The organism is Croceicoccus gelatinilyticus (assembly GCF_018398395.1).
GTDB classification, from domain to species: Bacteria; Pseudomonadota; Alphaproteobacteria; order Sphingomonadales; family Sphingomonadaceae; genus Croceicoccus; species Croceicoccus gelatinilyticus.
In genome coordinates this window covers 195,330-222,240 of record NZ_JAHCBF010000003.1, presented here as the reverse complement: position 1 = coordinate 222,240, position 26,911 = coordinate 195,330, and the positions used below count along the sequence as shown (strand labels likewise).

General features: G+C 65.1%; 28 protein-coding genes. 5 read left to right on the top strand and 23 right to left on the bottom strand.

Translation table 11 applies throughout. The features are described 5' to 3' along the window. The first annotated feature begins 245 nt into the window (after positions 1-245). Positions 246-2,927, top strand: coding sequence for an aconitate hydratase AcnA (acnA, locus tag KIH45_RS08450; protein WP_213175567.1), 2,682 nt, complete (start codon positions 246-248; stop codon positions 2,925-2,927). Between the two features lie 97 nt (positions 2,928-3,024). On the opposite strand, the gene KIH45_RS08445 is transcribed toward acnA, so the two are convergent. Then, positions 3,025-3,471 (bottom strand): globin domain-containing protein, encoded by a 447-nt coding sequence (locus KIH45_RS08445; protein WP_213175566.1) that lies wholly within the window; start codon positions 3,469-3,471, stop codon positions 3,025-3,027. Between the two features lie 78 nt (positions 3,472-3,549). Here KIH45_RS08445 and KIH45_RS08440 point away from each other — a divergent pair, with 78 nt between their 5' ends. Beyond that, positions 3,550-3,954, top strand: a complete 405-nt coding sequence (locus KIH45_RS08440) for an RrF2 family transcriptional regulator (protein WP_213175565.1) — start codon at positions 3,550-3,552, stop codon at positions 3,952-3,954. On the opposite strand, the gene KIH45_RS08435 is transcribed toward KIH45_RS08440, so the two are convergent. The 15 genes from KIH45_RS08435 to KIH45_RS08365 all read right to left on the bottom strand — a co-directional run bounded on the left by KIH45_RS08435 (position 3,951) and on the right by KIH45_RS08365 (position 17,363). Further along, the gene (locus KIH45_RS08435; RefSeq protein ID WP_213175564.1) at positions 3,951-5,384 is read right to left on the bottom strand and encodes a helicase HerA domain-containing protein; all 1,434 of its coding nucleotides are present in this window, start codon (positions 5,382-5,384) and stop codon (positions 3,951-3,953) included. The genes KIH45_RS08440 and KIH45_RS08435 overlap by 4 nt on opposite strands. 51 nt (positions 5,385-5,435) lie before the next feature. Continuing rightward, positions 5,436-5,747, bottom strand: coding sequence for a UrcA family protein (locus KIH45_RS08430; protein WP_213175563.1), 312 nt, complete (start codon positions 5,745-5,747; stop codon positions 5,436-5,438). A gap of 162 nt (positions 5,748-5,909) precedes the next feature. Next, positions 5,910-6,941, bottom strand: coding sequence for a Holliday junction branch migration DNA helicase RuvB (gene ruvB / locus KIH45_RS08425; protein ID WP_213175562.1), 1,032 nt, complete (start codon positions 6,939-6,941; stop codon positions 5,910-5,912). Between the two features lie 46 nt (positions 6,942-6,987). Next, positions 6,988-8,058, bottom strand: coding sequence for a phosphatase PAP2 family protein (locus KIH45_RS08420; RefSeq protein ID WP_213175561.1), 1,071 nt, complete (start codon positions 8,056-8,058; stop codon positions 6,988-6,990). A gap of 97 nt (positions 8,059-8,155) precedes the next feature. Beyond that, entirely contained in the window at positions 8,156-8,704 is a 549-nt protein-coding gene (locus KIH45_RS08415; protein ID WP_213175560.1) for a DsrE family protein, read from the bottom strand. Further along, entirely contained in the window at positions 8,701-8,865 is a 165-nt protein-coding gene (locus KIH45_RS08410; RefSeq protein ID WP_213175559.1) for a hypothetical protein, read from the bottom strand. Before KIH45_RS08410 ends, KIH45_RS08415 begins: the two co-directional genes overlap by 4 nt. A gap of 4 nt (positions 8,866-8,869) precedes the next feature. Then, entirely contained in the window at positions 8,870-9,472 is a 603-nt protein-coding gene (gene ruvA / locus KIH45_RS08405; RefSeq protein WP_213175558.1) for a Holliday junction branch migration protein RuvA, read from the bottom strand. 76 nt (positions 9,473-9,548) lie between these two features. After that, entirely contained in the window at positions 9,549-10,046 is a 498-nt protein-coding gene (locus KIH45_RS08400; RefSeq protein ID WP_213175557.1) for a nucleoside deaminase, read from the bottom strand. Further along, entirely contained in the window at positions 10,046-10,384 is a 339-nt protein-coding gene (locus tag KIH45_RS08395) for a hypothetical protein (RefSeq protein ID WP_213175556.1), read from the bottom strand. Before KIH45_RS08395 ends, KIH45_RS08400 begins: the two co-directional genes overlap by 1 nt. A gap of 81 nt (positions 10,385-10,465) precedes the next feature. Beyond that, positions 10,466-10,936 carry a crossover junction endodeoxyribonuclease RuvC gene (ruvC, locus tag KIH45_RS08390; RefSeq protein ID WP_213175555.1) on the bottom strand — a complete coding sequence of 157 codons (471 nt, stop codon included), beginning with the start codon at positions 10,934-10,936 and terminating at the stop codon, positions 10,466-10,468. Between the two features lie 10 nt (positions 10,937-10,946). Then, entirely contained in the window at positions 10,947-11,693 is a 747-nt protein-coding gene (locus KIH45_RS08385; protein WP_213175554.1) for a YebC/PmpR family DNA-binding transcriptional regulator, read from the bottom strand. Positions 11,694-11,768: 75 nt separating this feature from the next. Continuing rightward, complete coding sequence (gene metH, locus KIH45_RS08380) at positions 11,769-14,372, bottom strand: methionine synthase (RefSeq protein ID WP_213175553.1); 2,604 nt, start codon at positions 14,370-14,372, stop codon at positions 11,769-11,771. Further along, a complete protein-coding gene (locus tag KIH45_RS08375) occupies positions 14,372-15,433 on the bottom strand; it encodes a homocysteine S-methyltransferase family protein (protein ID WP_213175552.1) in 1,062 nt (353 codons plus the stop codon). Before KIH45_RS08375 ends, metH begins: the two co-directional genes overlap by 1 nt. Then, positions 15,430-16,350 (bottom strand): methylenetetrahydrofolate reductase [NAD(P)H], encoded by a 921-nt coding sequence (gene metF / locus KIH45_RS08370; RefSeq protein ID WP_213175551.1) that lies wholly within the window; start codon positions 16,348-16,350, stop codon positions 15,430-15,432. The genes KIH45_RS08375 and metF overlap by 4 nt, the downstream gene beginning before the upstream one ends. After that, complete coding sequence (locus KIH45_RS08365) at positions 16,347-17,363, bottom strand: ArsR/SmtB family transcription factor (RefSeq protein WP_213175550.1); 1,017 nt, start codon at positions 17,361-17,363, stop codon at positions 16,347-16,349. The genes metF and KIH45_RS08365 overlap by 4 nt, the downstream gene beginning before the upstream one ends. 141 nt (positions 17,364-17,504) lie before the next feature. Here KIH45_RS08365 and KIH45_RS08360 point away from each other — a divergent pair, with 141 nt between their 5' ends. Both KIH45_RS08360 and KIH45_RS08355 read left to right on the top strand, forming a co-directional pair. Next, on the top strand, positions 17,505-17,786 hold the full coding sequence (locus tag KIH45_RS08360) for a hypothetical protein (protein WP_213175549.1): 282 nt from the start codon (positions 17,505-17,507) through the stop codon (positions 17,784-17,786). A 5-nt stretch (positions 17,787-17,791) separates the two neighbouring features. Further along, on the top strand, positions 17,792-17,962 hold the full coding sequence (locus KIH45_RS08355; protein ID WP_213175548.1) for a hypothetical protein: 171 nt from the start codon (positions 17,792-17,794) through the stop codon (positions 17,960-17,962). Here KIH45_RS08355 and arfB read toward each other — a convergent pair. From arfB to pabB, 4 genes are read right to left on the bottom strand one after another with little or no spacing between them, the layout of a single operon-like run. Beyond that, on the bottom strand, positions 17,959-18,381 hold the full coding sequence (arfB, locus tag KIH45_RS08350; protein WP_337925431.1) for an alternative ribosome rescue aminoacyl-tRNA hydrolase ArfB: 423 nt from the start codon (positions 18,379-18,381) through the stop codon (positions 17,959-17,961). The genes KIH45_RS08355 and arfB overlap by 4 nt on opposite strands. Continuing rightward, positions 18,374-19,042, bottom strand: coding sequence for an RluA family pseudouridine synthase (locus KIH45_RS08345; protein ID WP_213175546.1), 669 nt, complete (start codon positions 19,040-19,042; stop codon positions 18,374-18,376). Before KIH45_RS08345 ends, arfB begins: the two co-directional genes overlap by 8 nt. After that, positions 19,039-20,235: a pyridoxal phosphate-dependent aminotransferase gene (locus KIH45_RS08340; RefSeq protein WP_225899770.1), complete on the bottom strand. Its 1,197-nt coding sequence runs from the start codon at positions 20,233-20,235 to the stop codon at positions 19,039-19,041. The genes KIH45_RS08345 and KIH45_RS08340 overlap by 4 nt, the downstream gene beginning before the upstream one ends. A gap of 12 nt (positions 20,236-20,247) precedes the next feature. After that, positions 20,248-22,032: an aminodeoxychorismate synthase component I gene (gene pabB / locus KIH45_RS08335; RefSeq protein ID WP_213175545.1), complete on the bottom strand. Its 1,785-nt coding sequence runs from the start codon at positions 22,030-22,032 to the stop codon at positions 20,248-20,250. Between the two features lie 115 nt (positions 22,033-22,147). On the opposite strand from pabB, the gene KIH45_RS08330 reads away from it, so the two are divergent. Continuing rightward, positions 22,148-23,692: a helicase HerA-like domain-containing protein gene (locus tag KIH45_RS08330; protein WP_213175544.1), complete on the top strand. Its 1,545-nt coding sequence runs from the start codon at positions 22,148-22,150 to the stop codon at positions 23,690-23,692. A gap of 263 nt (positions 23,693-23,955) precedes the next feature. Here the strand turns inward: KIH45_RS08330 and KIH45_RS08325 are convergent, their stop codons facing one another. From KIH45_RS08325 to KIH45_RS08315, 3 genes are all read right to left on the bottom strand, one after another. Further along, positions 23,956-25,338: a sensor histidine kinase gene (locus KIH45_RS08325; protein WP_213175543.1), complete on the bottom strand. Its 1,383-nt coding sequence runs from the start codon at positions 25,336-25,338 to the stop codon at positions 23,956-23,958. Beyond that, positions 25,335-26,072, bottom strand: coding sequence for a response regulator (locus KIH45_RS08320; protein WP_225899769.1), 738 nt, complete (start codon positions 26,070-26,072; stop codon positions 25,335-25,337). The genes KIH45_RS08325 and KIH45_RS08320 overlap by 4 nt, the downstream gene beginning before the upstream one ends. A 90-nt stretch (positions 26,073-26,162) precedes the next feature. Then, on the bottom strand, positions 26,163-26,705 hold the full coding sequence (locus tag KIH45_RS08315; protein WP_225899768.1) for an EF-hand domain-containing protein: 543 nt from the start codon (positions 26,703-26,705) through the stop codon (positions 26,163-26,165). Positions 26,706-26,911: the final 206 nt, after the last annotated feature.

The window sequence follows — 26,911 nt, the reverse complement described above, 5'->3', positions numbered from 1 at the left end:
GCAGTGCTTATAATATGCAAGGTTGCTATAACTATCGATAGTCATCCGGGGTGCAAACGCCTGACGGAACAGTCGAAAGCCGCGGATCGGGCGGAATCGGCGCTCATTCGACAATAGGCTGCCTTGACGTAGCGCCGTTCTGCGCGCATCGCGCCCTCGCACGTTAGCAATTGCAACACGGATACGCGGCCGAATCGGCACTCCTGCCGTACGCCCGCGACCGGTAAGCCAAGGGGAAGCACCGCATGACCGCAGTCGGCAAGGACACGCTCGGCACCCGTTCGACGATGACCGTCGGGGGCAAGGAATACGCCTACTACTCGCTCAAGAAGGCCGGTGAGAAACTCGGTGACGTCAGCCGCCTGCCGTTCTCGCTCAAGGTCCTCCTCGAAAACATGCTGCGTTTCGAGGATGACGGCTTCACCGTCAGCGAAGGCGACGCCAAGGCGATCGTCGACTGGATGAACGACCCCACCGGCCCGCACCCGGAAATCCAGTATCGCCCCGCCCGCGTCCTGCTTCAGGACTTCACCGGCGTTCCCTGCGTCGTCGACCTTGCAGCCATGCGCGACGCGATCGCCAAGCTTGGCGGCGACACGCAGAAGATCAACCCGCAGGTTCCCGTGAACCTCGTGATCGACCACTCGGTCATGGTCGACGAATTCGGCCACCCCAAGGCGTTCGAAAAGAACGTGGAGCTTGAGTACCAGCGCAACGCAGAGCGTTACGACTTCCTCAAGTGGGGCGCGAAGAGCCTCGACAACTTCTACGCCGTGCCCCCGGGCACCGGCATCTGCCACCAGGTGAACCTCGAACACATCGGCAAGGGCGTCTGGACGTCGAACGACCCGTCGGGCGCCGCCGTGGCATACCCTGACACTTGCGTCGGCACCGACTCGCACACCACGATGATCAACGGCCTGGGCGTTCTGGGCTGGGGCGTCGGCGGCATCGAGGCGGAAGCCGCGATGCTCGGCCAGCCGGTCTCGATGCTCATCCCCGAAGTCGTCGGCTTCAAGCTGACCGGCGAAATGGCCGAAGGCATCACCGCAACCGACCTCGTGCTGACCTGCGTGCAGATGCTGCGCGAAAAGGGCGTCGTTGGCCGCTTCGTCGAATTCTACGGCGAAGGCACTGCCAAGCTGTCGCTCGCCGACCGTGCGACGATTGCCAACATGGCACCCGAATACGGCGCGACCTGCGGCTTCTTCGGCGTCGACGACAAGACGCTGGAATACATGCGCCTCACCGGTCGTCCGGAAGAGGAAATCGCACTGGTCGAGGCCTACTCGAAGGAACAGGGCCTCTGGTTCTCGCCCTCGAACCCGGAACCGGTCTTCACCGACACGCTCGAACTCGACATGGGCAGCGTCGTCCCCTCGCTTGCCGGCCCGAAGCGCCCGCAGGACAAGGTCGCGCTCGACCGCGTGGACGAACTGTTCAACACCGATCTCGAAAAGATCTACAAGAAGGCATCGGCCCAGCGCGTCGGCGTCGACGGCAAGGATCACGACATCGGTGACGGCGACGTCGTCATCGCCGCGATCACCAGCTGCACCAACACCTCGAACCCCAGCGTTCTGGTTGCCGCCGGTCTCGTCGCCAAGAAGGCCCACGAAAAGGGCCTGACGCCCAAGCCGTGGGTCAAGACCTCGCTGGCACCGGGCTCGCAGGTCGTGACCGACTACCTCGAAAAGGCTGGTCTGCAGGACCACCTCGACGCGATCGGTTTCGATCTCGTCGGCTATGGCTGCACCACCTGCATCGGCAACTCGGGCCCGCTGGCAGAGCCGATCTCGAAGGCGATCAACGGCAACGACATCGTCGCCGCATCGGTCCTTTCGGGTAACCGCAACTTCGAAGGCCGCGTCTCGCCCGACGTTCGCGCCAACTTCCTCGCATCGCCGCCGCTCGTCGTCGCCTATGCGCTGAAGGGCACCGTGACCGAGGACATCACCGAGACCCCGATCGGCACCGGCAGCGACGGCACCGACGTGTACCTGAAGGACATCTGGCCGACGAACCAGGAGGTCTCCGACCTCATGGCCGGTTCGATCAGCCGCGAGATGTTCCAGGCCCGCTATGCCGACGTCTACAAGGGCGACGAGCACTGGCAGGCGATCAACGTCGAAGGTTCGGAAACCTATAGCTGGAACCCGACCTCGACTTACGTCGCCAACCCGCCGTACTTCGACGGCATGACGATGACGCCGGAGCCTGTCTCCGACATCATCGAGGCCAAGCCGCTGGCGATCCTGGGCGACTCGGTCACGACCGACCACATCTCGCCCGCCGGTTCGATCAAGGAAGACAGCCCCGCGGGCCGTTACCTGCGTGACCATCAGGTCGCGAAGGCGGACTTCAACTCCTACGGCTCGCGCCGTGGCAACCACGAAGTCATGATGCGCGGCACCTTCGCCAACATCCGCATCAAGAACGAGATGGTCCCGGGCGTCGAAGGCGGCGAAACCGTCTACAACGGCGAGCAGATGGCGATCTACGACGCCGCCATGAAGCACAAGGAAGACGGCACGCCGCTGATCGTCGTCGCCGGCAAGGAATACGGCACCGGTTCGTCGCGCGACTGGGCGGCGAAGGGCACGATCCTGCTGGGCGTGCGCGCGGTCCTCGTCGAAAGCTTCGAGCGTATCCACCGTTCGAACCTCGTCGGCATGGGCGTGCTTCCGCTGCAGTTCAAGAACGGCGACACGCGCCAGAGCCTCGGCCTGACGGGTGACGATTCCTTCACGATCAAGGGCGTTGCGGGCATCAAGCCGCAGCAGGACGTGACCGTGGAAGTCACTCGCAAGGACGGCTCGACGTTCTCGTTCGAAGTTCTCTGCCGCATCGATACGGCCAACGAACTCGAATACTACAACAACGGCGGCATCCTGCACTACGTGCTGCGCAAGCTCGCCGCCGACTGATCGGCGCCTCAGGCGATACGAAAAGGGGCCCGGTCCAGCGAAGGACCGGGCCCTTTTTTCTTTGCGGGGCCCCTTTTACCCGAAACGGTAGGCGCGATCAGGCCGCAGCGTTGTCCGCATAGGTCTGTGCTTCGGCAGCGATCAGGATATCGGCAAGCATCCAGTATGCCTCGCCCCAGGCACCCAGCACTTCGTCCGTCGCCGCATCGCCCAGAACATCGCGGATCGCGGGCAGCAGGGCTTCGGCGACTAGCGGGTAATGTTCGGCCTGCACCCCTGTTTCGACATGGCGAGCGACCATGCGCTGAACCGCCGGGCCAAGCACCTCGAGCTTGTCGATGTTCTTCGCATAGGCAAGGATCGCACCTGCAAGCCGCTTCGGCTGTTCGCCGCTGCGCTGTGCGGCCTCGTCGAACATGGCCTTCACCTCAGCATTCTCGAACAGGCGCTCGTACATACGCGTGGTGATGGCAACGCCGTGCTGTTCGAGCGCGGGTGCGGTGCTTTTGACGATCTCGATAGTCTGCTGCGAAACGGTACGCATGATGAGCCCCCATAAGTGGTATCTATAATACCGGTATTATGGTTGCAGGATTCGTGCAAGCCCATTATCACGCGGGCCATGCAGCTCACGCTTCACACCGACCTTGCCCTGCGCCTTCTCATCGCTGCGACGCGCAGCGGGGATACGCCGGTCTCGCTTCCCGCGTTTTCGGAACTGCACCGCGTCTCCTACAACCACGTCGCCAAGGTGGCGCAGGCGCTGGTGCAGGCGGACTACCTCAAGTCGCAGCGCGGGCGGGGCGGCGGGATGTTGCTGGCGAGGGACCCTGAGGAGGTGACGATCGGGGCCGTCGTGCGGCGGATGGAGCCGTCGATGCAGCTTGCCGACTGTCCCAATTGCGCGATCAACCGCGATTGCGCACTGATCGATCCGCTGGACCAGGCAAAGCAGGCGTTTCTCGACGTGCTCGACCGTCAGACGCTGAAGGACATGGCGCGATCGATGCGCCCCGAACCGGCCTAGGCTGCCGCTTCCAGCGCGGGGACGGTGATCTTGCGCGCGCCGCCGAAGATCTCGCGCACCGCGATCAGGCCTTCCCTTTCGAAATGATCGAGCAAGCGCCGTACGCGGCCCGGCGAGCTGGTGCCATAGGCGCGGGCGAGTTCTTCCTCGTCCGGCGCGTCGCGGCCTTCCATCGCGCTGCGGGCGATGACGAGGAAGGGGGAGAGGACATCGTCGGGAATGTCGCTGGCGATCGAGAGCAGGCGCGTGCGCCCCTCCTCGTCAACGCGGTCCAGCCCCGCAAGCGCGCAGGCGAATTCGCGGCGGAAGCCGATGAGGTCGAGCGGCGGGATGTGGATGCCCTTGGACCGGCAACCGGCAAGGAATGCCTGGTAAAGCGCGCTGGCAGGCTGGAACGGGCTTTTCGGATCGGACGCTAGCGCGGCAAGGATCAGAGACACCGCCTCGGTCCGGTCGACCGGTTCTGCGGCCTGACGCGCAGGGCTTTGCGACATGTCCGCCATCGTTTCGGCAAGGTCCTTGGCCGGAGGCGCGGTGCGGACAGGCGGGGGCGGCGGGGCCTTGGCGGCGGCTTCCTCGACCAGCGAGTCGGTCAAAAGCGCGGCCATGTCGGCTTTCGGCGCTTCGGGAAGCGGCATCAGGCCCGAGACCGCAGCCTTGTTGCCGGTGCGGACAGGGCCGATCTTCACCGTGACCGGACGGCGGCTGACGGCAGGGCCGAGGCCGACGAAACTGCCGCGCTGCAAGTCGCGGATACGCTCTGCCTGACGGCGTTCCATGCCTAGCAGATCGGCGGCGCGGACCATGTCGATGTCGAGAAACGTGCGGCCCATCAGGAAGTTCGAGGCCTCTGCCGCGACGTTCTTGGCCAGTTTTGCCAGACGCTGGGTCGCGACGATGCCAGCCAGACCACGCTTGCGCCCGCGGCACATGAGGTTGGTCATCGCCGAAAGTGTCAGACGGCGCGTATCTTCGGCCATCTCGCCCGCGGCGGCAGGGGCGAACATCTGCGCCTCGTCCACCACGACCAGTGCGGGATACCAGTGTTCGCGCGGGGCATCGAACAGGGCGTTGAGGAAGATCGCGCAGGCCTTGATCTGCTGCTCGACCTCAAGCCCTTCGAGCGCGAGGACGACCGAGGCGCGGTGTTCGCGCACGCGCGAGCCAAGTGCCTCAAGCTCCCCTTGCGAATAGGATGCAGCATCGACGACGACGTGGCTGAACTCGTCGGCAAGGCTGACGAAGTCGCCTTCGGGGTCGATGACGATCTGCTGAACCATGCCCGCGCTCTCTTCGAGCAGCCTGCGCAGCAGGTGCGACTTGCCGGAGCCGGAATTGCCCTGCACCAAAAGGCGCGTGGCAAGCAGCTCTTCCATGTCGATCTGGACGGGGCGACCCGCCTCCTCGCCAATGACGATTTCGGCATTCACGCCTCCGGAGATACCCTGTCCGGGGGCGTGGCTGGAAGCGCCGGAACACGGCTATCCCCCGTGGAGGACACGGGCCTGCTCGCTTTGTTTCTTCTCAAGCTGTCGCATCGCGTTATCCAGCGCTTGCTTGCGGCAACCATCCTCTTCGTCGAGCACGGCGGGCACGTTGTTGTGGCGGCTGAAACAGACCTTGCGCATCGCCGAACGGATCGACTTCTTCACGCGCTCAAATTGCTCCGGATCGGTCAGGTCCACGCCGGCAATATCGATCTCGACGGTCCGCCCGTTGGGCTCGGCCGCCATGGCAGACCCCGATGCCAGCATCATCGAAAGGGCTGCAAGGGCACAGTTGATTGTTTTCATGTGGCTTCTCCTTGCGTTGCGCCGGGGCGGTGCGGCACCCGGCATGACAAGAAGAGCAAAAGTTCAGGGCAATCGTCGCATGCGCATCGACGGCGGCGGCAGGGCTATCGACAACCGGCGTGACGATCCGACGAGCGACCGATGGCACCCGTTCGGGGGTGATCAGTCCTCGAAAAGTCCGCCCTGCGGCATGGCCGAGCGGGGCGGGGTCAGGCCGAGGTGGGCCCAGCCGCGATCGTTGAGGCAGCGGCCACGCGCGGTTCGGGCGACGAGGCCGAGCTGGATCAGGTAGGGCTCGATCACTTCCTCGATCGTGTCGCGCGGTTCGGACAGGCCCGCCGCCAGCGTTTCGACGCCCACGGGGCCGCCCTTGTAGATGTCGGCGATCATGTGGAGATAGCGCCGGTCCATCGCGTCGAGGCCGAGGCTGTCGACTTCCAGCCTAGTCAGTGCATCGTCGGCGATCTTGCGGGTCACCGTATCGCTGCGCGCCACATCGGCGAAATCGCGCACGCGGCGCAGCAGGCGGCCTGCGACACGCGGCGTACCGCGCGCGCGGCGGGCGATTTCCCTCGCGCCGTCGGGTTCGATCTTGAGGCCGAGCAGCGTCGCCGCGCGGGTCACGACCTTTTCCAGTTCCTCGACCGTGTAGAAGTTGAGCCGGACCGGAATGCCGAAACGGTCGCGCAGCGGCGTCGTCAGCAACCCCTGCCGCGTCGTCGCGCCGACCAGCGTAAAGGGCGGCAGGTCGATCCGCACCGAACGCGCCGCGGGGCCCTCACCGATGATGAGGTCGAGCGCGCGGTCTTCCATCGCGGGGTAGAGCACTTCCTCGACCACGGGGTTCAGCCGGTGAATCTCGTCGATGAACAGGACATCGCCCGATTCGAGGTTTGTCAAAAGCGCGGCAAGGTCGCCCGCCTTGGCGATGACGGGGCCGGAGGTGGCGCGGAAACCCACGCCCAGTTCCTTGGCCACGATCTGCGCCAGCGTCGTCTTGCCAAGGCCGGGAGGGCCGAAGAACAGGACATGGTCCATCGCTTCGGACCGGCCCCGCGCAGCCTCGATAAAGACGCGCAGGTTTTCCCGCGCCGCTTCCTGCCCGACGAATTCGCGCAGCGATTTCGGACGCAACGCGGCGTCCGGATCCTCCGGCTGGCGGTCGGGGGTCAGAAGGGGCGAAGGCTCCGCCATGTCTCGCGCGTGTCCACCTGTGCTGGCCGCGCGAGTGGCGCGCGGGCTATTGAGGAACCAGTACCGGGGTATAGTCGGCTTGGGCGCGCAAGTCGTCCCTTGCCCACAGGTAATCCACGAACCGCCCGATGAAGTGCCACGCGATGCTAATCAGCACGATCGAGACGAACCCGTCGAGCATGTAGTGCCAGGCTAGGTGGACCGACCCGATCCACGTCACCGTCACGAAGGCCAGCGCGCACCAGCTGATCCAGTGCTTCCACCCCATGCGATATCGCAGGACGAGATAGAGCAGGAACGCCTGTCCGACGTGGATCGACGGCATGGCCGACACGCCCGAGCCGAACTCGCCCTTGCCCATGCTCTCGATCAGCCAGCTCGCGATTTCGGGGGCCATCAGGTGCCGCTCGGCGGAAATGGCATTCAGCCGGTCGAGCAGGGGCACGAAGTCGGTGCGGCCATAGTGGTATTCATAGAACACGGGGCCGGAGGACGAGAGCAGCGTCGCCAGCATGTACCCCAGCACGATCCACACGAACACGCAGCCCAAGAGGCCGCGCAGTTGCAGGCGCGTATCCCACGACGCGATCATCCAGATGTAGAACGCAGCGGAGATCGGGAAGAACAGCGTGTAGATCCGGTCGATCACTTCGGTCGCGAAGGCCGAGCCGAAGGCCGCGTGGGTATAGACCCAGGCATCGTTGCCACCCAGCAGCGTGCGTTCGAGGTCGACCAGCGCCGGATCGGCATAGAAGTTCAGCGTCAGCGGGATCGTGTTCTTCAAAAGCGAGAAGCATTTGCCCGCCATCAGCACGAAGACCAGCAGCACGACCATGCGGACCAGCCACCACTTGTCGCGGCGCAGCAGGCGCCTGATAGTGGCGGCGGGATGCTTCGAACCCTTGCGCATCAGGCGGAAGAGCACGACGAACAGCCAGCCGTAGATCGGAAAGCTCAGGAAGAAGAGGAAACGCGGATCGGCCCAGAGGTTCGGCACGATGTCGAGCACCGGCGTCCCCGACTGGCGCGCGGCCCACAGGACCGTCAGCACGATGACGGACAGCAGCAGGTAGTACCCGGGCTTCAGCCGCCCGAAGAGTTTGTCGCCAAGGTCCATCGCGGCCGGTCCGCTACCCTTTGATAACCATCACGGGGACCGATGTAGCGGCGATTCCTCAACAAATGCCTACGCTGGCGATGGCATTCGGCAGGCGTCAGAACGGGTTGGTGGTGAAGCCTTCGTGCTGCAGCAGGGCATGGGCGGTCATCGCCGAAAGCGCCATTTCCACGCCCTCCATCAATTCAGACTTGTCGATGCCGCTGGCTGTTGCCGACTGGCCGCAGACGATGAAGCGCACGTTATGGGCGAGAAGCTGGCGGACGAGGTCGGCATTGACATTTGCCGCGCCGTCGTGGCGCTTGCCATAGGCTTCGTCCGAAAGGACATCCTGCACCGCCCCGCCGTGAAGCACGATGGCGAGGTGGATGTTCTTTTCGGGCACGCCGTTTGCGACGTGCATGTTGATGAAGCGGGCCAGGCTTTCGAACTTGCGGTTGATCTTGCCTTCCTCGGCGGCGTCCGATGCGTCGAAGGCGACCTTGAAGAAGCTGCCCTGCGGGATCGTCACGTCGCTTTCAACGGCGGCGTGGGGGCCGTATTCGGTGAAGACGGGGCCTTTTTCGAACTTGCTCATGTCCTGCGACATGGCGGGCGTTGCGGTGATCGCAATGGCCAGAGCGGTTAGCGGAGCGAAAATCCTCATAGCAATCCCTTGTCGTCGCCGATGCAGCCGGCCCCGCGCTGCGATCCGCCGACCCAGGTGCCGCCGTCATTGGCGCAATCTTTCTTCTGCTTCGCGTCCATTACCAAGACACCGGCGATGGCGAGCAGCAACAGAACCGCAACGACAATCTTGCGCACCATGAAGCTATCCCGCCGCTTTCTTCAGCGCCACGCGGACCAGATCGTTCAGGCCCGCCTCAGCGCCAAGTTCAGCCTGGGCATGGGCGACCGCTTCTGCCGCCAGCGCTGGCTTGAAGCCAAGGTTTTCGAGCGCCGAGACCGCGTCCGCGCTCGACCCGCCAGCGGGACTGACCATGCCGCCGCCTGCCGAAGGTGCGCTGGGCAGGCCGCCGGCCTTGTCCTTCAATTCGTTGACGATACGCGCCGCCAGTTTCGGGCCGACCCCGTTGGCGCGGGCGACCTGTTTGGCATCGCCATTGGCGCAGGCGCGCTGCAGTTCCTCGGTGCTGAGGGCCGAGAGGATGGCAAGCGCGACCTTGCTGCCGACGCCCTGCACCAGCGTCAGCATACGGAACCAGTCACGCTCTCCTCCGCTGGCAAAGCCAATGAGGCGCATGTCGTTCTCGCTGACCTGCAAGTCGGTATAGACAGTGCAGGCCTCACCCTTTTCGCCAAGCGCGGTGAGCGTGCGGGCGCTGCAATGGACGAGGTAGCCGACGCCGCCGACATCGATCACGGCCCAGTCGAGCCCGGTTTCGTCCAGCCTTCCCGATAGTTTCGCGATCATGTGGGGACGCTAGCGCATGGGCGCAGGCGCGCAAACCGACGGCCCCCGCCTATCCCCTGAGATCAATCCGATATGATCAGTCGTTGCCCTGAAGCTCTTCGGGCACGTCGTCCCACGGGCGGAAATATAGCGGGGCGCATTCGTCGGCCCGCACGCCGCCGGTCAGAGTCAGGTCGTCCTTGTAGGCATCGGCAATGAAGTCGAGCGTCGAGAGGTGCCGGTCCTCGAAATACATCTCGTGGACGTCATCGCGGCCGGCGCCGAACACCACCCGCGACACGCCCGCCCAGATCGAGGCCATCGTGCACATCCCGCAAGGCTGCAGCGTGGAATAGAGCGTCGCGCCCTCGACCCGCATCTCGCCCGCGGCCTGACCTGCGGCGCGCAGGGCGACGATTTCGGCATGGGCGGTCGCGTCACAGCACTCTGCCGTCCGGTTCACCCCGCTTGCCACCAGCTTGCCGTCCATGACGACGAGCGCGGCGATCGGGGTGTCGGCGGGGTTTGTCCCCTTGGCCTCGACCGCGAGTTCGATGGCTTTGGTCATCCATGCCTTGTCGTCGGGTTCAGCCATCAGAGCCCCGGGATCGGAACGTCGGCAACAAGGCCGCACGCGGCAGCGGCCCCGGCGACTTTCAGCGCGACTTCGGGATCATCAAGGCTGGTCGCGACGGCAAAGAGGGAGCCGAAGGTCAGCGGACCGTCGGCGTTGTAGTAACGCGCGGCGTCGCTGAGCCGATTGACTTGGCCCGTGCTAAGTTCGCCGCGCAGGAATTCGGATGCACATCCCGCCTCGCTCGACGACAGGCCATAGCGCTGCAGCGCGTCGGAAATCTGGTAGCGGCTGGCGGTGCAACCGGACACCAGGACGGCGGTGGCAAGGGCTGCGGTGACGACGGGTGCTTTGCGCATTGGGGGACTCTCTTTTCGCGACACGGATGGAAGGATGAACTTCCAACGCGCGAGAGCGCCCAAGTGTTTCAGCCGTTCGGCTTAATGCTTGCCCAGATGGGCGTGCGCGATGGCGACGGCGAGCGCATCGGCGGCGTCCGCGCCCTGCACTTTGGCGGTGGGCAGCAGGACACGCAGCATCGCCTGGACCTGCGTCTTGTCGGCAGCGCCGGTGCCGACGACCGACTTTTTCACCAGTGTCGCGGCGTGTTCGAAAACGGGGATCGACCCGCGCCCGCAGGCGGCCAGCACGCTGCCGCGGGCCTGCGCCAGCTTCAGCGTCGAGTGCGGGTTCTTGTTGACGAAGACTTCCTCGACCGCGGCGACATCGGGGGAATAGGCCCCGATCACGGCATAGACGGCATCGTGCAGGTGGTGCAGCCGCGCGGCCAGATGCGCCTTGTTGTCGGTCGCGATCTGGCCGTTGGCGATGTGCGACAGGCGCGGTCCGTCGACCCGGATCACGCCCCAGCCGGTGCAGGTGAGCGAAGGATCGAGGCCGAGGACCAGCACGCCCGAACGCTCAGGCGTCGAGCTTTTCCATGACTTCGTCGGAGATCTCGTAGTTGCCCCAGACGGTCTGGACATCGTCGTCGTCGTCAAGCGCGTCGACCAGCTTCAGCAGGGTCTGCGCAGTGCCTTCGTCGCAATCGACAGTGATGTTGGGCTTCCACGCCAGCTTGACGTTCTCCGCCTCGCCCAGTGCCTTTTCCAGCTCGGTCGAGACTTCGTGAAGAGCTTCCATCTGGGTCCAGATGACGTGTCCGTCATCGCTCGATTCAACGTCGTCCGCCCCGGCTTCGATCGCGGCTTCAAGGACCTTTTCCTCGTCGCCGACGCTGGCCGGATACTCGATCATGCCGAGCCGTTCGAAGCCGTGGGCAACCGCGCCCGATGCGCCAAGGTTGCCGCCGTTCTTGGAAAACGCGGTGCGCACGTTGGTGGCGGTGCGGTTGCGGTTGTCGGTCAGCGCCTCGACGATCAGCGCGACGCCGCCCGGGCCGTAACCTTCGTAGCGGACTTCTTCGTAGTCATCGCCTTCGTTGGCCGATGCCTTGTCAATCGCGCGCTGGATGTTGTCCTTGGGCATCGACTGGGCCTTGGCGTTGTTCACGGCCAGGCGCAGGCGCGGGTTCATGTCGGGATCGGGCGCGCCCATCTTGGCGGCCACGGTGATCTCGCGCGAAAGCTTGGAGAACATGGCAGAGCGCTTTTTGTCCTGCGCGCCCTTGCGATGCATGATGTTCTTGAATTTGGAATGGCCGGCCATTGCCGCTGATCCTCGATTGTTCAGGTGTTCGTGCTTTGCCGCGCCCTTACACCGAGGGCGCGGCGTTGGGCAACATCAGTCTAGATTGGGCCTGAGCCAGCGTTCGGCCACCGCCACGTCGACACCGCGCCGGGCGGCATAGTCCTCAAGCTGGTCGCGCCCGATGCGGGCAACGCCGAAATACTGACTGTCCGGATGCGCGAAGTAGAACCCGCTGACCGCCGCGGTGGGCAGCATGGCGTGGCTCTCGGTCAGGGTGATGCCGGTGTTGTCCTGCGCGGACAGCAGGTCGAAGAGCACGGGCTTCAGCGAGTGGTCGGGGCAGGCCGGATAGCCGGGGGCAGGGCGGATGCCGCGATACTCTTCCTTGATCAGGGCTTCGTTGGTTAGCTGTTCGCCGTCTGCATAACCCCACAGGTTCGTTCGGACATGCTGGTGCAGGCGTTCGGCAAAAGCCTCGGCGAAACGGTCGGCCAGCGCCTTCAGCAGGATGTCCGAATAGTCGTCGTGCGCGGCCTTGAAGCGTTCGATGTGCGGCTCGATGCCGTGGATCGAGACCGCGAAGCCGCCGATCCAGTCGCCTGCCGGGTCGATGAAGTCGGAAAGGCAGAAATTGGCGCGGTCGCGCGATTTCTTCACTTGCTGGCGGAGGAAGGGTAGGCGCGTGCCGTCGTCCAGGAGAACATCGTCGCCATCGCGCTTGCAGGGCCAGAAGCCTGCGACGCCCTTGGCCGTCAGCCATTTCTCGCTGACGATCTTGTCCAGCATCGCCTTTGCATCGGCAAAGAGATTGCGCGCGGATTCGCCCACGATTTCGTCGTCGAGGATGGCCGGATAATTGCCTGCCAGTTCCCAGGCGCGGAAAAACGGGGTCCAGTCGAACGTCTCGACCAGATCGGCAAGGTCCCAGTCCTCGAAAACGTGGACACCGGGCTGCGCGGGGGCAGGGGCCTTCAGCGCCATGTCCGCCTCGAACCCGTTTTCGCGCGCTTCGGAAAGGGGGAGCAAGGCGCTCTGCCCCTTGTTGGCGCGGGCTTCGCGGACCTTTTCGTACTCGTCCGCAGTGGAGCCGACGAACCCGTCGCGCTGCGTGTCGGAGAGGAGCTGCGAGGCGACGCCGACCGCGCGGCTGGCGTCGAGGACGTGGATCACCGGACCTTCGTAGGCCGGATCGATCTTCAGCGCGGTGTGCACCTTGCTCGTCGTCGCGCCGCCGATCAGCAGCGGAATGGTCATTCCGGCGCGCTGCATTTCCTCCGACACGGTCACCATCTCGTCCAGCGAGGGGGTGATGAGGCCCGAGAGGCCGATGATGTCGGCATCGTTCTCGTTCGCGGCTTCGAGGATGGTCGACCACGGCACCATGACGCCAAGATCGATCACTTCGTAGCCGTTGCACTGCAGGACCACGCCGACGATGTTCTTGCCGATGTCGTGAACGTCGCCCTTCACGGTCGCCATGATGATGCGGCCCTTGGCCTTGGCGCCGGCTTCCTTCTCCGCCTCGATGAAGGGGATGAGGTGCGCGACGGCCTTTTTCATGACGCGGGCGGATTTGACGACTTGCGGCAGGAACATCTTGCCGCTGCCGAAGAGGTCGCCGACGACGTTCATGCCGTCCATCAGCGGGCCTTCGATCACCTCGATCGGGCGGCCACCGGCATCCGAAATCGCAGCGCGCATTTCCTCGGTATCGTCGACGATATGCGCGTCGATGCCCTTGACCAGCGCATGCTCCAGCCGTTTCTCAACTGGATAGGACCGCCATTCGGCCGCCTGCTTCTCGGCCTCGACCGACTTCCCCTTGTAGCTTTCGGCAAGTTCGATCAGGCGTTCGGTTGCATCAGGGCGGCGCATGAGGATGACGTCCTCGCAGGCCTCGCGCAGTTTCGGCTCGATCTGGTCGTAGACGTCGAGCTGGCCCGCGTTGACGATGGCCATGTCGAGGCCCGCCGGAATCGCGTGATAGAGAAAGACCGAGTGCATCGCGCGGCGCACCGTCTCGTTTCCGCGGAAGCTGAACGAGAGGTTGGAAAGCCCGCCCGAATAGTGCGCGTGCGGGCAAAGCTCGCGCAGTTCGGCCACCGCCTCGATGAAGTCGAGGGCGTAGCGGTCATGCTCCTCGATCCCCGTAGCCACGGCGAAGACGTTGGGGTCGAAGATGATGTCCTCTGCCGGAAAGCCGATGCCCGTCAGGAGGTCATAGGCGCGCTTGCAGATCTCGACCTTGCGCTGTTTCGTGTCGGCCTGACCGGTTTCGTCGAAAGCCATGACGACGACCGCCGCGCCGTAGTCCATGCATTTGCGCGCATGTTCAAGGAACGGCTCTTCGCCTTCCTTCATCGAGATCGAGTTCACGATGGGCTTGCCCGAAACGCACTTCAGGCCCGCCTCGATGACTTCCCATTTCGAGCTGTCGATCATCACCGGCACCCGCGCGATGTCGGGTTCGGCGGCTATCAGCTTCAGGAACGTGGTCATCGCCTCGACCGCGTCGAGCAGGCCTTCGTCCATGTTGACGTCGATCACCTGCGCGCCGTTCTCGACCTGCTGGCGCGCGACTTCGACGGCGGCGGGATAGTCGCCCGCCATGATCAGCTTCTTGAACTTCGCAGAGCCGGTGACGTTGGTGCGCTCGCCAATGTTGACGAAGCGGGAGGAGGAAGCGGAATCAGTCATCAGGCGGCCATGATAAAGGGTTCGAGGCCCGCAAGGCGGGTCTTGGTTTCAAGCGTCGGCAGCTTGCGCGGCGGCACGTCCGCCACCGCTTTCGCCATCGCGGCTATGTGTGCTGGCGAAGAGCCGCAGCAGCCGCCCAGCACGTTGACCTGCCCCGCGATCGCCCATTCGTGGACGAAGCCCGCCGTCGTGTCGGGCATTTCGTCATATTCGCCCAGTTCGTTGGGCAGGCCCGCATTGGGATAGATCATGATGTAGGTATCGGCGATCTGCGAAAGCGACTTCACGTGCGGGCGAAGCTGCGTCGCGCCGAAGCTGCAGTTGAGGCCGACGGTCAGCGGTTTCGCATGGCGCACCGCGTACCAGAACGCCTCGACCGTGTGGCCCGACAGGTTGCGGCCCGAAAGGTCGGTCAGCGTCATCGAAAGCATGATCGGCACTTCGCGGCCCAGCTCTTTCTCAAGCTGCTTCACGGCCATGATTCCCGCCTTGGCGTTCAGCGTGTCGAACACGGTCTCGATCAGGATGAAGTCGGCACCGCCCTCGACCAGCGCGGCGGCCTGTTCGCGATAAACCTCGGTCAGGTAGTCGAAATCGATCTCGCGGTAGCCGGGATCATTCACGTCGGGCGAGAGCGAGAGCGTCTTGTTCGTCGGCCCGATGGCGCCGGCGACGAAGCGCGGGCGCCCGTCCTTTGCCTCGAACTCGTCAGCGACGCGGCGTGCGAGCGCCGCGCTCTGCCGGTTGATGTCGCCGACCAGCGCTTCCGCGCCGTAGTCGGCCTGACTGATCTTGTTCGCGCTGAAGGTGTTGGTCTCGGCAATGTCGGCACCGGCCTCGAAATAGGCGCGGTGGATCGATTCCGGCACGTCCGGACGCGTGAGCGCGAGGATGTCGTTGTTGCCCTTCTGCTCGTGAGAGAGGCCCAGATCACCTGCGTAGTCGGCTTCGACCAGACCTTTCGTCTGGATCTGCGTGCCGAATGCGCCGTCGGTGATGAGGATGCGCTTTGCCGCTTCCGCTTCGAAAAGGGCGCGGGCCTTGGATGGAATGAGGGTCATGCATGCTCTCCAGTCGGGCGCATGCCCAGCAGGTGGCAGATCGCGTAGGACAGGTCCGCGCGGTTCAGCGTGTAGAAGTGAAAGTCGCGCACGCCGCCTGCATAGAGCGCGCGGCAGAACTCCGCCGCGATCGTCGCCGCGACCAGCTTGCGCGCGCCGGGGCGTTCGTCCAGCCCTTCGAACAGGCGGTCCATCCAGTCGGGGATCGCCGCTCCGCACATCGCCGCCATCTTGCGCGTCTGCGCGACGTTCGACACCGGCAGGATACCGGGAAGGACCGGCGCCGTGATGCCGTTTGCGACAAGCTTTTCCCTGAATTCGAGGAAGCATTCGGGCGCGAAGAAGAACTGCGTGATCGCCCGGTCCGCGCCTGCGTCGATCTTGCGCTTCAGGTTGTCGATGTCCGCCTGCGGGCAGGTCGCCTCGGGGTGGGTCTCGGGATAGGCCGCGACGCTGATTTCGAACGGCGCGATTTCCTTCAGCCCTGCGACCAGTTCGGCGGCGCTGGCATAGCCGTCGGGGTGCGGCTCGAACTTGCCGCCCGGTGTTGTCGGATCACCGCGCAGCGCGACGATGTGGCGCACGCCTTCTTCCCAGTACTGTTCGGCCACGGCGCGAATGTCGGCCTTGCTCGCCTCGACACAGGTGAGGTGGGCGGCGGCAGGCAGTTTCGCTTCCTTGATGATCCGCGACACGGTGGCGTGCGTGCGTTCGCGGGTCGACCCGCCTGCGCCATAGGTGACCGACACGAACGCGGGGTTCAGCGGGGCCAGCTTCTCGACCGCGTCCCACAGCTGCGCTTCCATCTTCTCGGTCTTGGGCGGGAAGAATTCGAAGCTGACATTCACGTCGCCGGGAAGGTCGGCGAACAGGGGCAGGCCCGGAAGGCCTGTTGCAGTGGACTGAGACTGGGTCATTTGCTGGCTTTTCTTCTGGTGTCGGTGCGCGCGGAAAGGCGGTGGAGCGACGAGGTCCGCCTGCCCGTCCAGATGCGGACGGTCAACTCGGAACCGGAAAGGGCGCTGTCCTCGATGGGTGCAAATCCTGCACCCTCGAGCAGCGTCTGCATCTGCGTGTCGGTGAAACCGAGGCGGGCATGGGCCTGTTCGGTGCGCAGATCTTCGCGCGCATGGGCGGCGAAATCGACGATGGCGATGCGGCCACCCGGCTTCGTGACGCGCGCGGCTTCGGCCAGCACGCGCTCGGGCGCCTGCGCATAGTGCAGGACCTGGTGGAACAGGACCGTGTCGAAACTCTCCGCCTCGAAAGGCAGTTCGAGGAAATCGCCCTGTAGCAGCGACAGGCGCGCAGGCGGCAGGTGCTGAAGCCGTGCGCGGGCGATGCGCAGCATTTCCGGGCTCTTGTCGATGGCCGCGACGTGCTGCGCGCTCGGCGCGTAAAGCTCGGCCATGCGGCCCGTGCCGGTGCCGATATCGAGCAACCGGCCCAAGGGCGCCGGATCGTCATGCGCGTCGGCAACACCGAGCAGGCGGGTCAGCTCAGCCTCCACCGCGCCATCGGGGCTGTGCAGTGAGCGTAGCCGGTCCCACTCATCGGCATGGCGGGCGAAGTATTTCTCTGCCGTTTCCTCGCGCGCAGAACGGATCGCGGCAAGGCGGGCGCGGTCGGCGGCGCAAACTTGCGCAAAGGCCGCGTCCTCGTCCTCTGCCGCGGCAAGCAGGTCTTCGGCGCGCGCGGCCATGCCGTCATCGTCGTGACCGGTGGCACGCAGGAAGACCCAGCTGCCCTCCTTGCGCTTTTCAATGAGGCCCGCTTCGGTCAGGATACGGACGTGGCGCGAAATGCGCGGCTGGCTCTGTTCCAGCACGTCGGCCAGTTCGCCCACGGCCAGTTCCATGCGCGCAAGCAGGCGCAAAAGCCGCAGGCGCGTGGGATCGTCGAGAGCGCTGATGAGGTCGTGCACGGTCATCGTGGAGAGGGCATATAAAGAAAGCTTTATATGTTTGCAACGGTGCGACGGAATGCCTCTCGTCTCCGTCCGGTTGCGATTGCGGGCGGGGCGGGCTTCGCCTAGGAAGGTCGCCTTATTTCCGCCACATGGAGGGAACCCATGAAGAAGATTGCACTCGTCGCGGCCTCGCTGGCCTTTGCCCTGTCCGCTTGCGGCTCGACCGACGATCCGGACGCACCGGCAGAAGCCGATACCGTCGAAATGCCCGCCGACGAAGTGATGACGCAGCCCGGCATGGACGAAGATCCCGCCGTCGATGCCAAAATGGCCGACGAAATGGGCGATGCTCCGGTGGTCGAGGAAACGACCGCTCCGGCTGACGACGCTGCCGATGCGGCGGCTGATGCTGCGGCCGATCTCGAAGCGGCGATGGCCGAGTAAGAGCGATGCGTTTCGTGCTTCCCGCCGTGGGCCTGCTGTGTCTTGCGGCCTGCGGCGGGGAGCCGGAACCTGCGGCTGCGCCAGCCGCGGACGAGGAACAGGTCCTGTCCGAAGCGGCGGAAATGCTGCCCGCCGAAACGCCGGTAGCAACGGAGAGCGAGACCGCTCCCGACTAGTCCCAGCGGGTTACGCGCCCGCGTCCGGCCTTCACCTCGCCGCGCGATTTTTTCTGTTTCAGACGCTGCACTTTGCCGACGCGGTTCACGCGGCTCTTGGCGCGCTTCTTCGGTTCGATCTGCGCTTCTCTCAGCAGTTCGGCCAGCCGGTCCCGCGCGTCGGAGCGGTTCTGTTCCTGCGTGCGGAAACGGCGTGCATCGATGATAAGATCGCCGCTGGCCGAAACCTTGCTTCCCGCCAGAGCCTTCAGCCGGTGAAACACTTTCGGCGTCAGGCCCAGCTTGTAGATGTTGACGCGCAGCTGCACTGCCGTCGCCACCTTGTTGACGTTCTGCCCGCCCGGTCCGGACGCGGCGACGAACCGTTCTTCGGCGAGGGCATGGGCCCGCGCCACCAGTGCGTCCTGTTCTTCAGGCACCTGTCGCGTCGGGAATGGCAAAGCCGAGCCGCGCGAAATCGGCGGGCAGCGGTGCGCTTGCCTCGATCGGCGGCTTGCCTTCGCGGTGAACGACCAGCCCGCTGGCATGGAGCATCGTGCGCGGCGCTCCCTTTCCGGTGCCGTAGATCGGATCGCCGAGCAGCGAAGCGCCAAGGCCCGCCAGCGCGTGAATGCGGATCTGGTGCGTGCGGCCGGTCTCGGGCCGGAACTCGATCAGCGTCGTCCCGTCCTTCTCGTCCAGCTTGCGCCAGTGGGTCAGCGAGGGCTTGCCCTTCTTCGCAGCGATCATGCGCCAGCCAGCGTCCTTGCTGCTGATCTTCGATAGCGACAGCGCGATCTCGCCCTCATCCTCGGCCACGGTTCCGGCCAATACGCCGAGATAGACCTTCTCGACCTGCCGGTCCTCGAACGCCTTGTTGAAGCGCTTAAGGGCCTTCGGATTGCGCGCCAGCAGCAGGCAGCCCGAGGTATCTGTGTCGAGCCGGTGGACCGGCACGGGCGGGCGCTGGAAGCCGAGCTTCAGCTCCTCGAGATGATCTTCAAGGCTGCGTCCGCCAGCGCGGGGCCGTTCGATCGGCAGGCCGGCAGGCTTGTCGATGACGAGCGCTTCGCCGTCTTCGTAGAGAATGGGGATAGTCATAGGGCGGCTACGGCTTTCTCGATGCGGTCCATCGCTTCGGTCAATTGCGCTTCGCTGGCGGCGAAGCTGATACGGAAACCCGCGAGACCACAATGCGTGCCCCCGAAGGCCGAGGCGGCGACGACCGCGACCCCGTGTTCGAGCAGGTGCAGCGCCAATGCGCCATCGTCGGCGACTTTATCGCCGATCAGCGGCGCGGCGTCGATGAAGCAGTAAAACGCGCCTTGCGGTACCGGCGTCGACAGGCCGGGAATGGCGTTGACGCGCGCGACGACAAGCTCGCGGCGGCGGCGGAATGTCTCTCGCCAGTCGGCAAGGAAGTCCTGCGGCCCTTCGAACGCGGCAACCGCGCCCGCCTGGCTGATCGAGCAGGGGTTGCCGCTCGAATGTGATTGCAGCTTTTCCATCGCGCGGATCAGCCATTGGGGGCCGGTTGCGACACCGATGCGCAGGCCGGTCATCGCATGGCTTTTCGATACGCCCGAGACGGTCAGAACGCGGTCCGCCAGATCGGGGCGCAGCGCGGTGAGTGTCGCATGAGGCGCGCCGGTGTAGGTGAGCGGCGCATAGATATCGTCGCTCATCACCAGCACCTGCGGGTGGCGGTCCAGCACTTCGGCAATCGCGGTCAGGTCTTCTGCGGTGAACACCGCGCCGGTCGGGTTGCCGGGGCTGTTCATCAGGAGCCAGCGCGTCTTGAGCGTGATGACAGCCTCAAGCTCTGCGGCGGAAAAGCGGAAGCCGTTTTCGGGCTGCGTCGGCAGGGTAACCACGGTCCCGCCCGCAAAGCGCACGATTTCGGGATAGGACACCCACCACGGCGCGGGGATCACGACTTCGTCGCCCGGGTCGATCGTCGCCATAAGCGCGTGGAAGATCGCCTGCTTGCCACCAGCGCTGATCGTGACGTGCGCGGTGTCGGTCGCAATGCCGAGGTCGCGTTCGAAATGGAGCGCCGCGGCCCGCTTCATCGCGGCGGTGCCACCGACGGAGGTATAGCGGGTCTGCCCGGCGTCCAGCGCCGCCTTCATCGCCTCGACCACGTGGGCGGGGGTGTCAAAGTCCGGCTCGCCCACCGAGAGCGAGATGATGTCGCGGCCTTGCGCGCGCAATTCGGTCGCGCGGTCGGTCATCGCGGTGGTCTGCGAAGGGGCTATCCGCTGCAGGGCGGCGGACAGGCGGGGTTCGGTCATGGCAATGGCCCGTCAGATAAGCCGGGCCGGCATCAGCCCGCGCAGCGCATTGCCGATAAAGAAGCCGTCTGCAAGATCATCGGCGGTCAGCTCGGCTTCTTGCGCTTTCCCATCCTCGATCAGCGAGGCGCGCAATACGCCCGGCAACAGGCCAGCGGAAAGCGCGGGAGTCAGGTACTTGCCGTCCCGTTCGACGAACACGCTGGTGAAGCTGCCCTCGGTCAGAAGTCCGTCCTCGCGCACGAATACGACTTCGCGCGCGCCGCCTGCCTCGGCGGCCTCGCGGGCATCGTCGTAGAATGCGCGGTCGGTCGTCTTGTGGCGCAGGCGCCAGTCGCCCTGTGGCACGGGAAGCGGAGTGAGCGACACCGGAACCGGCCCGTCCATCGCATCGGGCATGTCGCTGCCGTCGATTTCCCACGTCCCGTTCTGCGCGACGAGCACGCGCAGCTTCTTCGGCTCGGTATTGAGGAAGCAGAAGGCCTGGATGTGGTTGCGCAGCGCATGACGGTCGAGATCGAAGCCCAGCGCCAGCGCGCTGTCCTTCAATCGCTGAAGGTGAAACTCGATCAAGGGGACCCCGATCTTCGGATCGAAGGCCATGGTCTCGATCAGGTGCACGTCACGGCTCGCAGCAGCCACGAATTCTCCCTTTACCAGACACTCGGCCCATTCATCGTCCAGCCGCGAGTCCACGACGATGCCCGAACCGACGCCCATGTGGGCCTGTCCGTTTCCGCAGCCCTCCAGCGACAGGGTGCGGATGGCGACATTGAAAGCGGCATCGCCGCCCGCGTCAACCCGTCCGACCGCACCGCAGTATAACTTTCGCTCGGACTGCTCGATCTCGTCGATGATCTCCATCGCGCGGATCTTGGGCGCGCCGGTGATCGAGCCGCAGGGAAATACGGTGCGCAGCAGGTCCACCGCGCCTTCGCCGTCGCGCAACCGCGCCCGCACGGTCGAGGTCATTTGGTGGAGCGTGGGGTAGGTCTCGACCGCAAAGGCATCGCGCACTTGCACCGACCCCGGCACGGCAAGGCGCGAAACGTCGTTGCGCATGAGATCGGTGATCATCAGGTTCTCGGCGCGGTCCTTCTCGCTCGCGCCCAGTTCGGCCACCATCGCCGCGTCCGCCTCGGCATCCGCGCCGCGCGGGCGGGTGCCTTTCATGGGCTTGAGCATCGCGGCCCCGTCCTTCAGCGCGAAGAACAGTTCGGGCGAGAGGCTGAGATGGTGCCGCTCCCCGTCGAACACGAAAGCCCCGTAGCCCGCCGCCGCGCGCGTGCGCAGCTTCGCATAGATCGCCAGCGGATCGCCTGCCCATGCGGCGTGGAGCCGGAAGGTGAGGTTCGCCTGATAGACGTCGCCCGCGCGGATCGCCTGCTGCACGCGTTCGAAGGCGGCGTCGTATTCCTCGCGCTCGATCGCGGGGCGCGCGGGCGAGAGGTGGGGCGGGCCGTGTTCGTCGTGGACTTGCGCCGCGATCCAGCCCGCGACTGCATCGGCGGGAATGGTCTCGTAACCCTCGAACGCGCAGAGCCAGACGAGCGGGCCGGTGTCCTTGCCCGCAAGGCGCGGGGTCAGGCGTTCTTCCAACGCGAGTCCTGCTTCGTAGGCGAGATAGCCTGCAAGGTGCAGCCCGCCTTGCCGCGCTTCCTCCGCCTCGGCCAGCACGGGCGCGACTTCATCCGCGCTGTCCGCACGGAAAATCGCCACGGGATCGCGGTAGAGGCGGGCGGGGGCCGCGCCGGACGTTTCGCGGGCATCGTCCAGCAGGATGAAGGGCTTGCGCATTGCCGCGCCTAGATGGCGTTCCTTGTGGGGTGCGGCAAGCCGTACTTGACCGCGCCCCACAGGCGGGGCCAGATCGGCGCATCAATGGGGCCGGACGAAGGAATGGGCGCAAGGCATGTCGGATAACGCGATTTTTCTCGGTCTCGCCGCGAATGGAGAGCGCCAGTACCTCGAACTGTCGCGCGCGAACCGCCACGGGCTGATCGCGGGCGCGACCGGCACCGGCAAGACGGTGACGCTGCAGGGTCTGGCCGAGAGTTTTTCGGCGAACGGCGTGCCGGTCTTCGTCGCCGACGTGAAAGGCGACCTGTCGGGTATCTCGATGCCGGGTTCGCCCACGTTCAAGCACGCCGACAAGCTGGAGGGCCGCGCCAAGGAACTGGGCATGGACGACTATGCCTATTCCGACAATCCGGCGGTTTTCTGGGACCTTTACGGCGAACAGGGCCACCCGATCCGCACGACGGTCTCCGAAATGGGGCCGCTGCTGCTTTCGCGCCTGATGGACCTCAACGAAACGCAGGAAGGCGTGCTCAACATCGCGTTCCACTGGGCGGACGAGCAGGGATTGCTGCTGCTCGACCTCGACGATCTTCAATCCATGCTGGCGCACACGGCCGAAAACGCGAAGGAACTGTCGACCACGTACGGCAACGTGACGAAGGCCAGCGTCGGCGCGATCCAGCGCTCGCTGCTGTCGCTGCGCTCGCAAGGTGGCGACCAGTTCTTCGGCGAACCTGCGCTGGAGATCGACGACTTCATCAAGTGCGACGAGAACGGGCGCGGTTTCATCAACGTGCTTGCCGCCGACAAGCTGATGCGCAGCCCCAAGCTTTACGCGACGTTTCTGCTCTGGCTGCTGTCCGAACTGTTCGAAACGCTGCCCGAAGTAGGCGACCCCGAAAAGCCGAAGCTGGTGTTCTTCTTTGACGAGGCGCACCTGCTGTTCGACGACGCGCCTAAGGCGCTGGAGGAAAAGATCGAGCAGGTCGTGCGCCTGATCCGTTCCAAGGGCGTGGGTGTGTTCTTCGTGACGCAGAACCCGATCGATATTCCCGAAGACGTCGCCGGACAGCTCGGCAACCGCGTCCAGCACGCTCTGCGCGCCTTCACCCCGCGCGACCAGAAGGCAATCAAGGCGGCGGCGGATACCTTCCGCATCAACCCCGAACTCGACGTGGCAGAGGCGATTACCCAGCTGAAAACGGGTGAGGCTCTGGTCTCCACGCTGATGGAGGACGGCGCGCCGTCGATCGTCCAGCGCACGCTGATCAAGCCGCCGCGCTCGCGCCTTGGTCCGGTTTCTCCAAAGGAACGCGCGATCATCCGCTCGGTCAGTCCGGTGGAGGGCAAGTACGACACGACCGTCGACCGCGAGAGCGCGGAGGAAGTGCTCGCGCAAAAAGCCGCCGACGCCGCCGCGACTGCTGCAGAAGTGGCTGAAAAGGGCCGCGAGGAAGTCGGCAAGCGCGAACGCAAGTCGACGAGCCTGTGGGGCATGGACATCGGCAAGGCCGGCAAGAGCGCGATCAAGGCCGCGGCTGGCTCTGCCGTGTCAATCGGCGTGGCCGCCGCGCTGGGCAAGAAGTCGAGAGCCGACCCGCTGCGCACAGGATTGAACGCGTTTGTGCGGAATATCGTGGGTGGTTTGATGAGGTGATTGTGGAGGTTGGTGGCTCCGGAGTTATTTGTTTTGGCCTCAAACGCCGGGCGGGGTGCATCCGCACCCCTTGGCTTCGCCGCATAAGCGGCGGCGGCCGTTCGGCCTTGCGGGAGTCGCCTTCGGCGCCCCGATCCAGTTCTTACCTTTAGGTCTGGCGAAATTCCGGGCGCCGAAGGCGACACCGGCAAGCGCGAACGCGCGCCCGAGCTTATGCGAGGCTAGCCAAGGGGCCGGATGGCCCCGCCGGCGCTTGAGGCCCATCAAAAAGGCAACCTAATCTCCGCGCTCAACCCGCCTTCTGTGCGGTTCTGCAATACTAGTGAGCCGCCGTGCTGTTCGGCGATGGCGCGGGCGAGCGCGAGGCCGATACCAGCACCGCCAGTGCCGCGGTTGCGGCTGGGGTCGCCGCGTTCGAACGGCTCCATCATACGGTCCAGCTCGTCCTCGGGGATGCCGGGGCCGTTGTCGGCGACGCTGATGACCGCCAGCTTGCCGCGTTTCTCCACCGTCACGCAGGCCCCGCCCGCATAGCGCAGCGCGTTGGAGGCAAGGTTGCGGATCGCGCGGCGCAGCCATGTCGCGCGCACGGGCAGGACAATGCGCGTCGTATCGCCCAGTTCGACCGCCTGTCCCATGTCCTCGAACTCCTCGACCACCGATGCGGTGAGGGCGGAGATCTCGGTCGGCTCGACAGGGTCCGACGGGCGGCCCACGCGGGCGAGCGAGAGGATGTCGTCGAGTGTGCGGGTAATGTCCTCGATCGTGCCGGCCATCTTGGCGCGTTCGTCATCGTCGTCGACGGATTCGATCCGCACGCGAAGTGCGGCCAGCGGCGTTTTCAGGTCGTGCCCGATCGCGCCCAGCATCACGTCCTTTTCATCAAGCAGCGCGCCGATCCGTGCTTCCATCGCGTTATGCGCGGCGATCAGGCTGCGCGTGTCGACCGGGCCTTGCGGTTCCACCCGGCCATCGGGCGACAGCGTGGGATTGGCGGCGAAATCCTCCACCCGCCGGGTCAGCGCGGCCAGCGGCTTGGTGATCTGGCGCAGGATCAGCGCGATCACGCCGATCAGAACGACGTAGATCAGCAGCGTCTGCAGGATGAGATTGCGCAGGAAACGCGGCTCACGCTGGTCGCGGATGGTGCGGGCGACCAGCCAGTCGTCGCTGCCCTGTTCGCGCACCGCGGCGATGACGACGGACTTGGGGTCCGGCCTGTCGTTGCGCCCGCGAAATTCGCGGCGGCGTTCGAGGAAGCGGCCAATCGCGGTATCATCGGCGTCGCGTTCGAAGACTTGGATCTCGGCGGCCTCGAAGCCTTGCGATGACAGGATGTCGTCGAGCTTCATCTCGAACTTGCGCTTGCGCTCGTCATTGTCCTGAAGCGGAGTCGACTCCATCCTCATCAACCGGCCCATGCGCGGTGGGCGGCCGGGCGGCGGGCGCATTTCGCGGCCATTGGCTTCGCGCAGGATGCGTCCGCCAATCATGCGGAAGGCGAGCGAATGGATGATGCCGTTGTCCTCGCGCTCAAGCTGGGCGCGATAGGCGATGCCCGCACCGATCCCTTGCGCGACCAGCAATGCCAGCGCGACGGCCAGCAGCATCTGACCCTGAAGGGATTTCGGCAGGAACCGCCTCATGCAGCGACCGAATCGACCCGGGAAACGTCTGCGGCCAGCATGTAGCCGCCGCCGCGCACGGTCAGGATCAACTGCGGATCGGTGCGATCTTCCTCGACCTTGCGGCGCAGGCGGCTGATCGCGTTGTCGACGCTGCGGTCGAACAGGTGCGCCTCGCGGCCCTGCACCATGTCGAGCAGGCGGTCACGGTCCAGCACCTGGCGCGGATGATCGAGGAAAGCACGCAGCAGGCGGAATTCTGCCGAGGAAATGGCAACGACCGCACCTTCGGGGTCCGACAGGCGGCGCTTCAGCGGGTCGAGCCGCCAGCCTTCGAACATGTAGTCCTGTTCAAGCGAGGGCACCGCCTCTGCCCGCGTGGCGCGGCGCAGGACGGAGCGGATGCGTGCGACCAGTTCGCGCGGCTCGAACGGTTTGACGACATAGTCGTCGGCCCCGATTTCCAGCCCGACGATCCGGTCGGTCGCCTCGCCCCTCGCGGTGAGGAGTATCACCGGGGTCTTCTGCGTTTCTACGAGGTGGCGGCACAACGACAGCCCGTCCTCGCCCGGCATCATGATGTCGAGCAGCACGAGGTCCGCCGGTTCGTCGCGCAGCATCGTGCGTGCAATCGCCGCGCTTTCGGCCTGCCGCACGGCAAAGCCCTGCTTCGCAAGGTACGAAGCAAGCGGGTCGCGCAGCGCTTCCTCGTCATCGACGAGAAGGATGCGGTCGGGAACCTGACTGTCGGCCATCAACATGCCTTTCAATGGGTTCGAGGCGCACCAGCAAGTGCCGGTGCGCCTCGGATATTGCCGTCTATGACGCCCGGATCAATCGATCCGTCAATTCGCCTGACGTGCCTCGCGGCGTTCCTGGCGGGCCTCGCGCATCTGTTCGCGGGCGGCCTGACGTTCTTCGACGGTCACGGTGCCGTCGCCGTTGGCGTCCATCTTGGCGAAGTGCGCCTGCACACCGGCATCGAATTCGGCGCGAGTGATCGTGCCGTCATTGTTGGTGTCGGCCATCTTGCCCATCATGCGCATGCCGTGGCCACGCTTGCCGTGATGGCCGCGCATACCCTTGCCTTCGCCGTCACCGCGCTTGCCGCGCATTTCATGGGCTGCGGTGTATTCGGCAAGGCTAAGCGAACCGTTGCCGTCGGTGTCGAGCTTGGCAAAGCGCTGTTCCATGCGAGCTTCGCGGTCGGCGGCGTTGATCTGGCCGTCGGAATTGACGTCCATCTTGTCGAACATGGCAGCCGACTTGGTCTGCGCTTCGGCCAGGGTGACCGGGCCCTTTTCGGACATCATGCCGGGGGCGGCGTAGGCAACGGTGCCCATCGCAAGAACTGCTGCACCGGCGGCGAAAATAGTCTTCTTCATCATGAGTATCGTCCTCTCTCAACGATCCTGAGTGAATGGGTGAAGCCGCGGAGGCGCCGCCAGGGGCTTGGGGGAGGGGACATCAGGGGAAACCCGAGATCGTCGCCCCGCGACTTCTGAGGATCGTTCTACAGGTCCCGTGTCGCAGGTTTATGCCCGGTGAGAGGAGAATTGTCGCAATATGTATCAGGGTGAGGGGGCCGTTAATG

Excerpts from the sequence above, each read along its gene's own strand:
- KIH45_RS08375 (WP_213175552.1), bottom strand. The coding sequence starts at position 15,433 with ATGACCCTCATTCCATCCAAGGCCCGCGCCCTTTTCGAAGCGGAAGCG.
- KIH45_RS08320 (WP_225899769.1), bottom strand. The coding sequence starts at position 26,072 with ATGGCCGACAGTCAGGTTCCCGACCGCATCCTTCTCGTCGATGACGAG.
- KIH45_RS08340 (WP_225899770.1), bottom strand. The coding sequence starts at position 20,235 with ATGACCGAACCCCGCCTGTCCGCCGCCCTGCAGCGGATAGCCCCTTCG.
- KIH45_RS08345 (WP_213175546.1), bottom strand. The coding sequence starts at position 19,042 with ATGACTATCCCCATTCTCTACGAAGACGGCGAAGCGCTCGTCATCGAC.
- acnA (WP_213175567.1), top strand. The coding sequence starts at position 246 with ATGACCGCAGTCGGCAAGGACACGCTCGGCACCCGTTCGACGATGACC.
- KIH45_RS08330 (WP_213175544.1), top strand. The coding sequence starts at position 22,148 with ATGTCGGATAACGCGATTTTTCTCGGTCTCGCCGCGAATGGAGAGCGC.
- KIH45_RS08395 (WP_213175556.1), bottom strand. The coding sequence starts at position 10,384 with ATGCGCAAAGCACCCGTCGTCACCGCAGCCCTTGCCACCGCCGTCCTG.
- ruvB (WP_213175562.1), bottom strand. The coding sequence starts at position 6,941 with ATGGCGGAGCCTTCGCCCCTTCTGACCCCCGACCGCCAGCCGGAGGAT.
- KIH45_RS08410 (WP_213175559.1), bottom strand. The coding sequence starts at position 8,865 with ATGGTGCGCAAGATTGTCGTTGCGGTTCTGTTGCTGCTCGCCATCGCC.
- ruvA (WP_213175558.1), bottom strand. The coding sequence starts at position 9,472 with ATGATCGCGAAACTATCGGGAAGGCTGGACGAAACCGGGCTCGACTGG.
- KIH45_RS08445 (WP_213175566.1), bottom strand. The coding sequence starts at position 3,471 with ATGCGTACCGTTTCGCAGCAGACTATCGAGATCGTCAAAAGCACCGCA.
- KIH45_RS08325 (WP_213175543.1), bottom strand. The coding sequence starts at position 25,338 with ATGAGGCGGTTCCTGCCGAAATCCCTTCAGGGTCAGATGCTGCTGGCC.
- KIH45_RS08440 (WP_213175565.1), top strand. The coding sequence starts at position 3,550 with ATGCAGCTCACGCTTCACACCGACCTTGCCCTGCGCCTTCTCATCGCT.
- KIH45_RS08430 (WP_213175563.1), bottom strand. The coding sequence starts at position 5,747 with ATGAAAACAATCAACTGTGCCCTTGCAGCCCTTTCGATGATGCTGGCA.
- KIH45_RS08400 (WP_213175557.1), bottom strand. The coding sequence starts at position 10,046 with ATGGCTGAACCCGACGACAAGGCATGGATGACCAAAGCCATCGAACTC.
- KIH45_RS08360 (WP_213175549.1), top strand. The coding sequence starts at position 17,505 with ATGAAGAAGATTGCACTCGTCGCGGCCTCGCTGGCCTTTGCCCTGTCC.
- KIH45_RS08355 (WP_213175548.1), top strand. The coding sequence starts at position 17,792 with ATGCGTTTCGTGCTTCCCGCCGTGGGCCTGCTGTGTCTTGCGGCCTGC.
- KIH45_RS08420 (WP_213175561.1), bottom strand. The coding sequence starts at position 8,058 with ATGGACCTTGGCGACAAACTCTTCGGGCGGCTGAAGCCCGGGTACTAC.
- KIH45_RS08385 (WP_213175554.1), bottom strand. The coding sequence starts at position 11,693 with ATGGCCGGCCATTCCAAATTCAAGAACATCATGCATCGCAAGGGCGCG.
- metF (WP_213175551.1), bottom strand. The coding sequence starts at position 16,350 with ATGACCCAGTCTCAGTCCACTGCAACAGGCCTTCCGGGCCTGCCCCTG.
- metH (WP_213175553.1), bottom strand. The coding sequence starts at position 14,372 with ATGACTGATTCCGCTTCCTCCTCCCGCTTCGTCAACATTGGCGAGCGC.
- KIH45_RS08415 (WP_213175560.1), bottom strand. The coding sequence starts at position 8,704 with ATGAGGATTTTCGCTCCGCTAACCGCTCTGGCCATTGCGATCACCGCA.
- KIH45_RS08365 (WP_213175550.1), bottom strand. The coding sequence starts at position 17,363 with ATGACCGTGCACGACCTCATCAGCGCTCTCGACGATCCCACGCGCCTG.
- pabB (WP_213175545.1), bottom strand. The coding sequence starts at position 22,032 with ATGCGCAAGCCCTTCATCCTGCTGGACGATGCCCGCGAAACGTCCGGC.
- KIH45_RS08315 (WP_225899768.1), bottom strand. The coding sequence starts at position 26,705 with ATGATGAAGAAGACTATTTTCGCCGCCGGTGCAGCAGTTCTTGCGATG.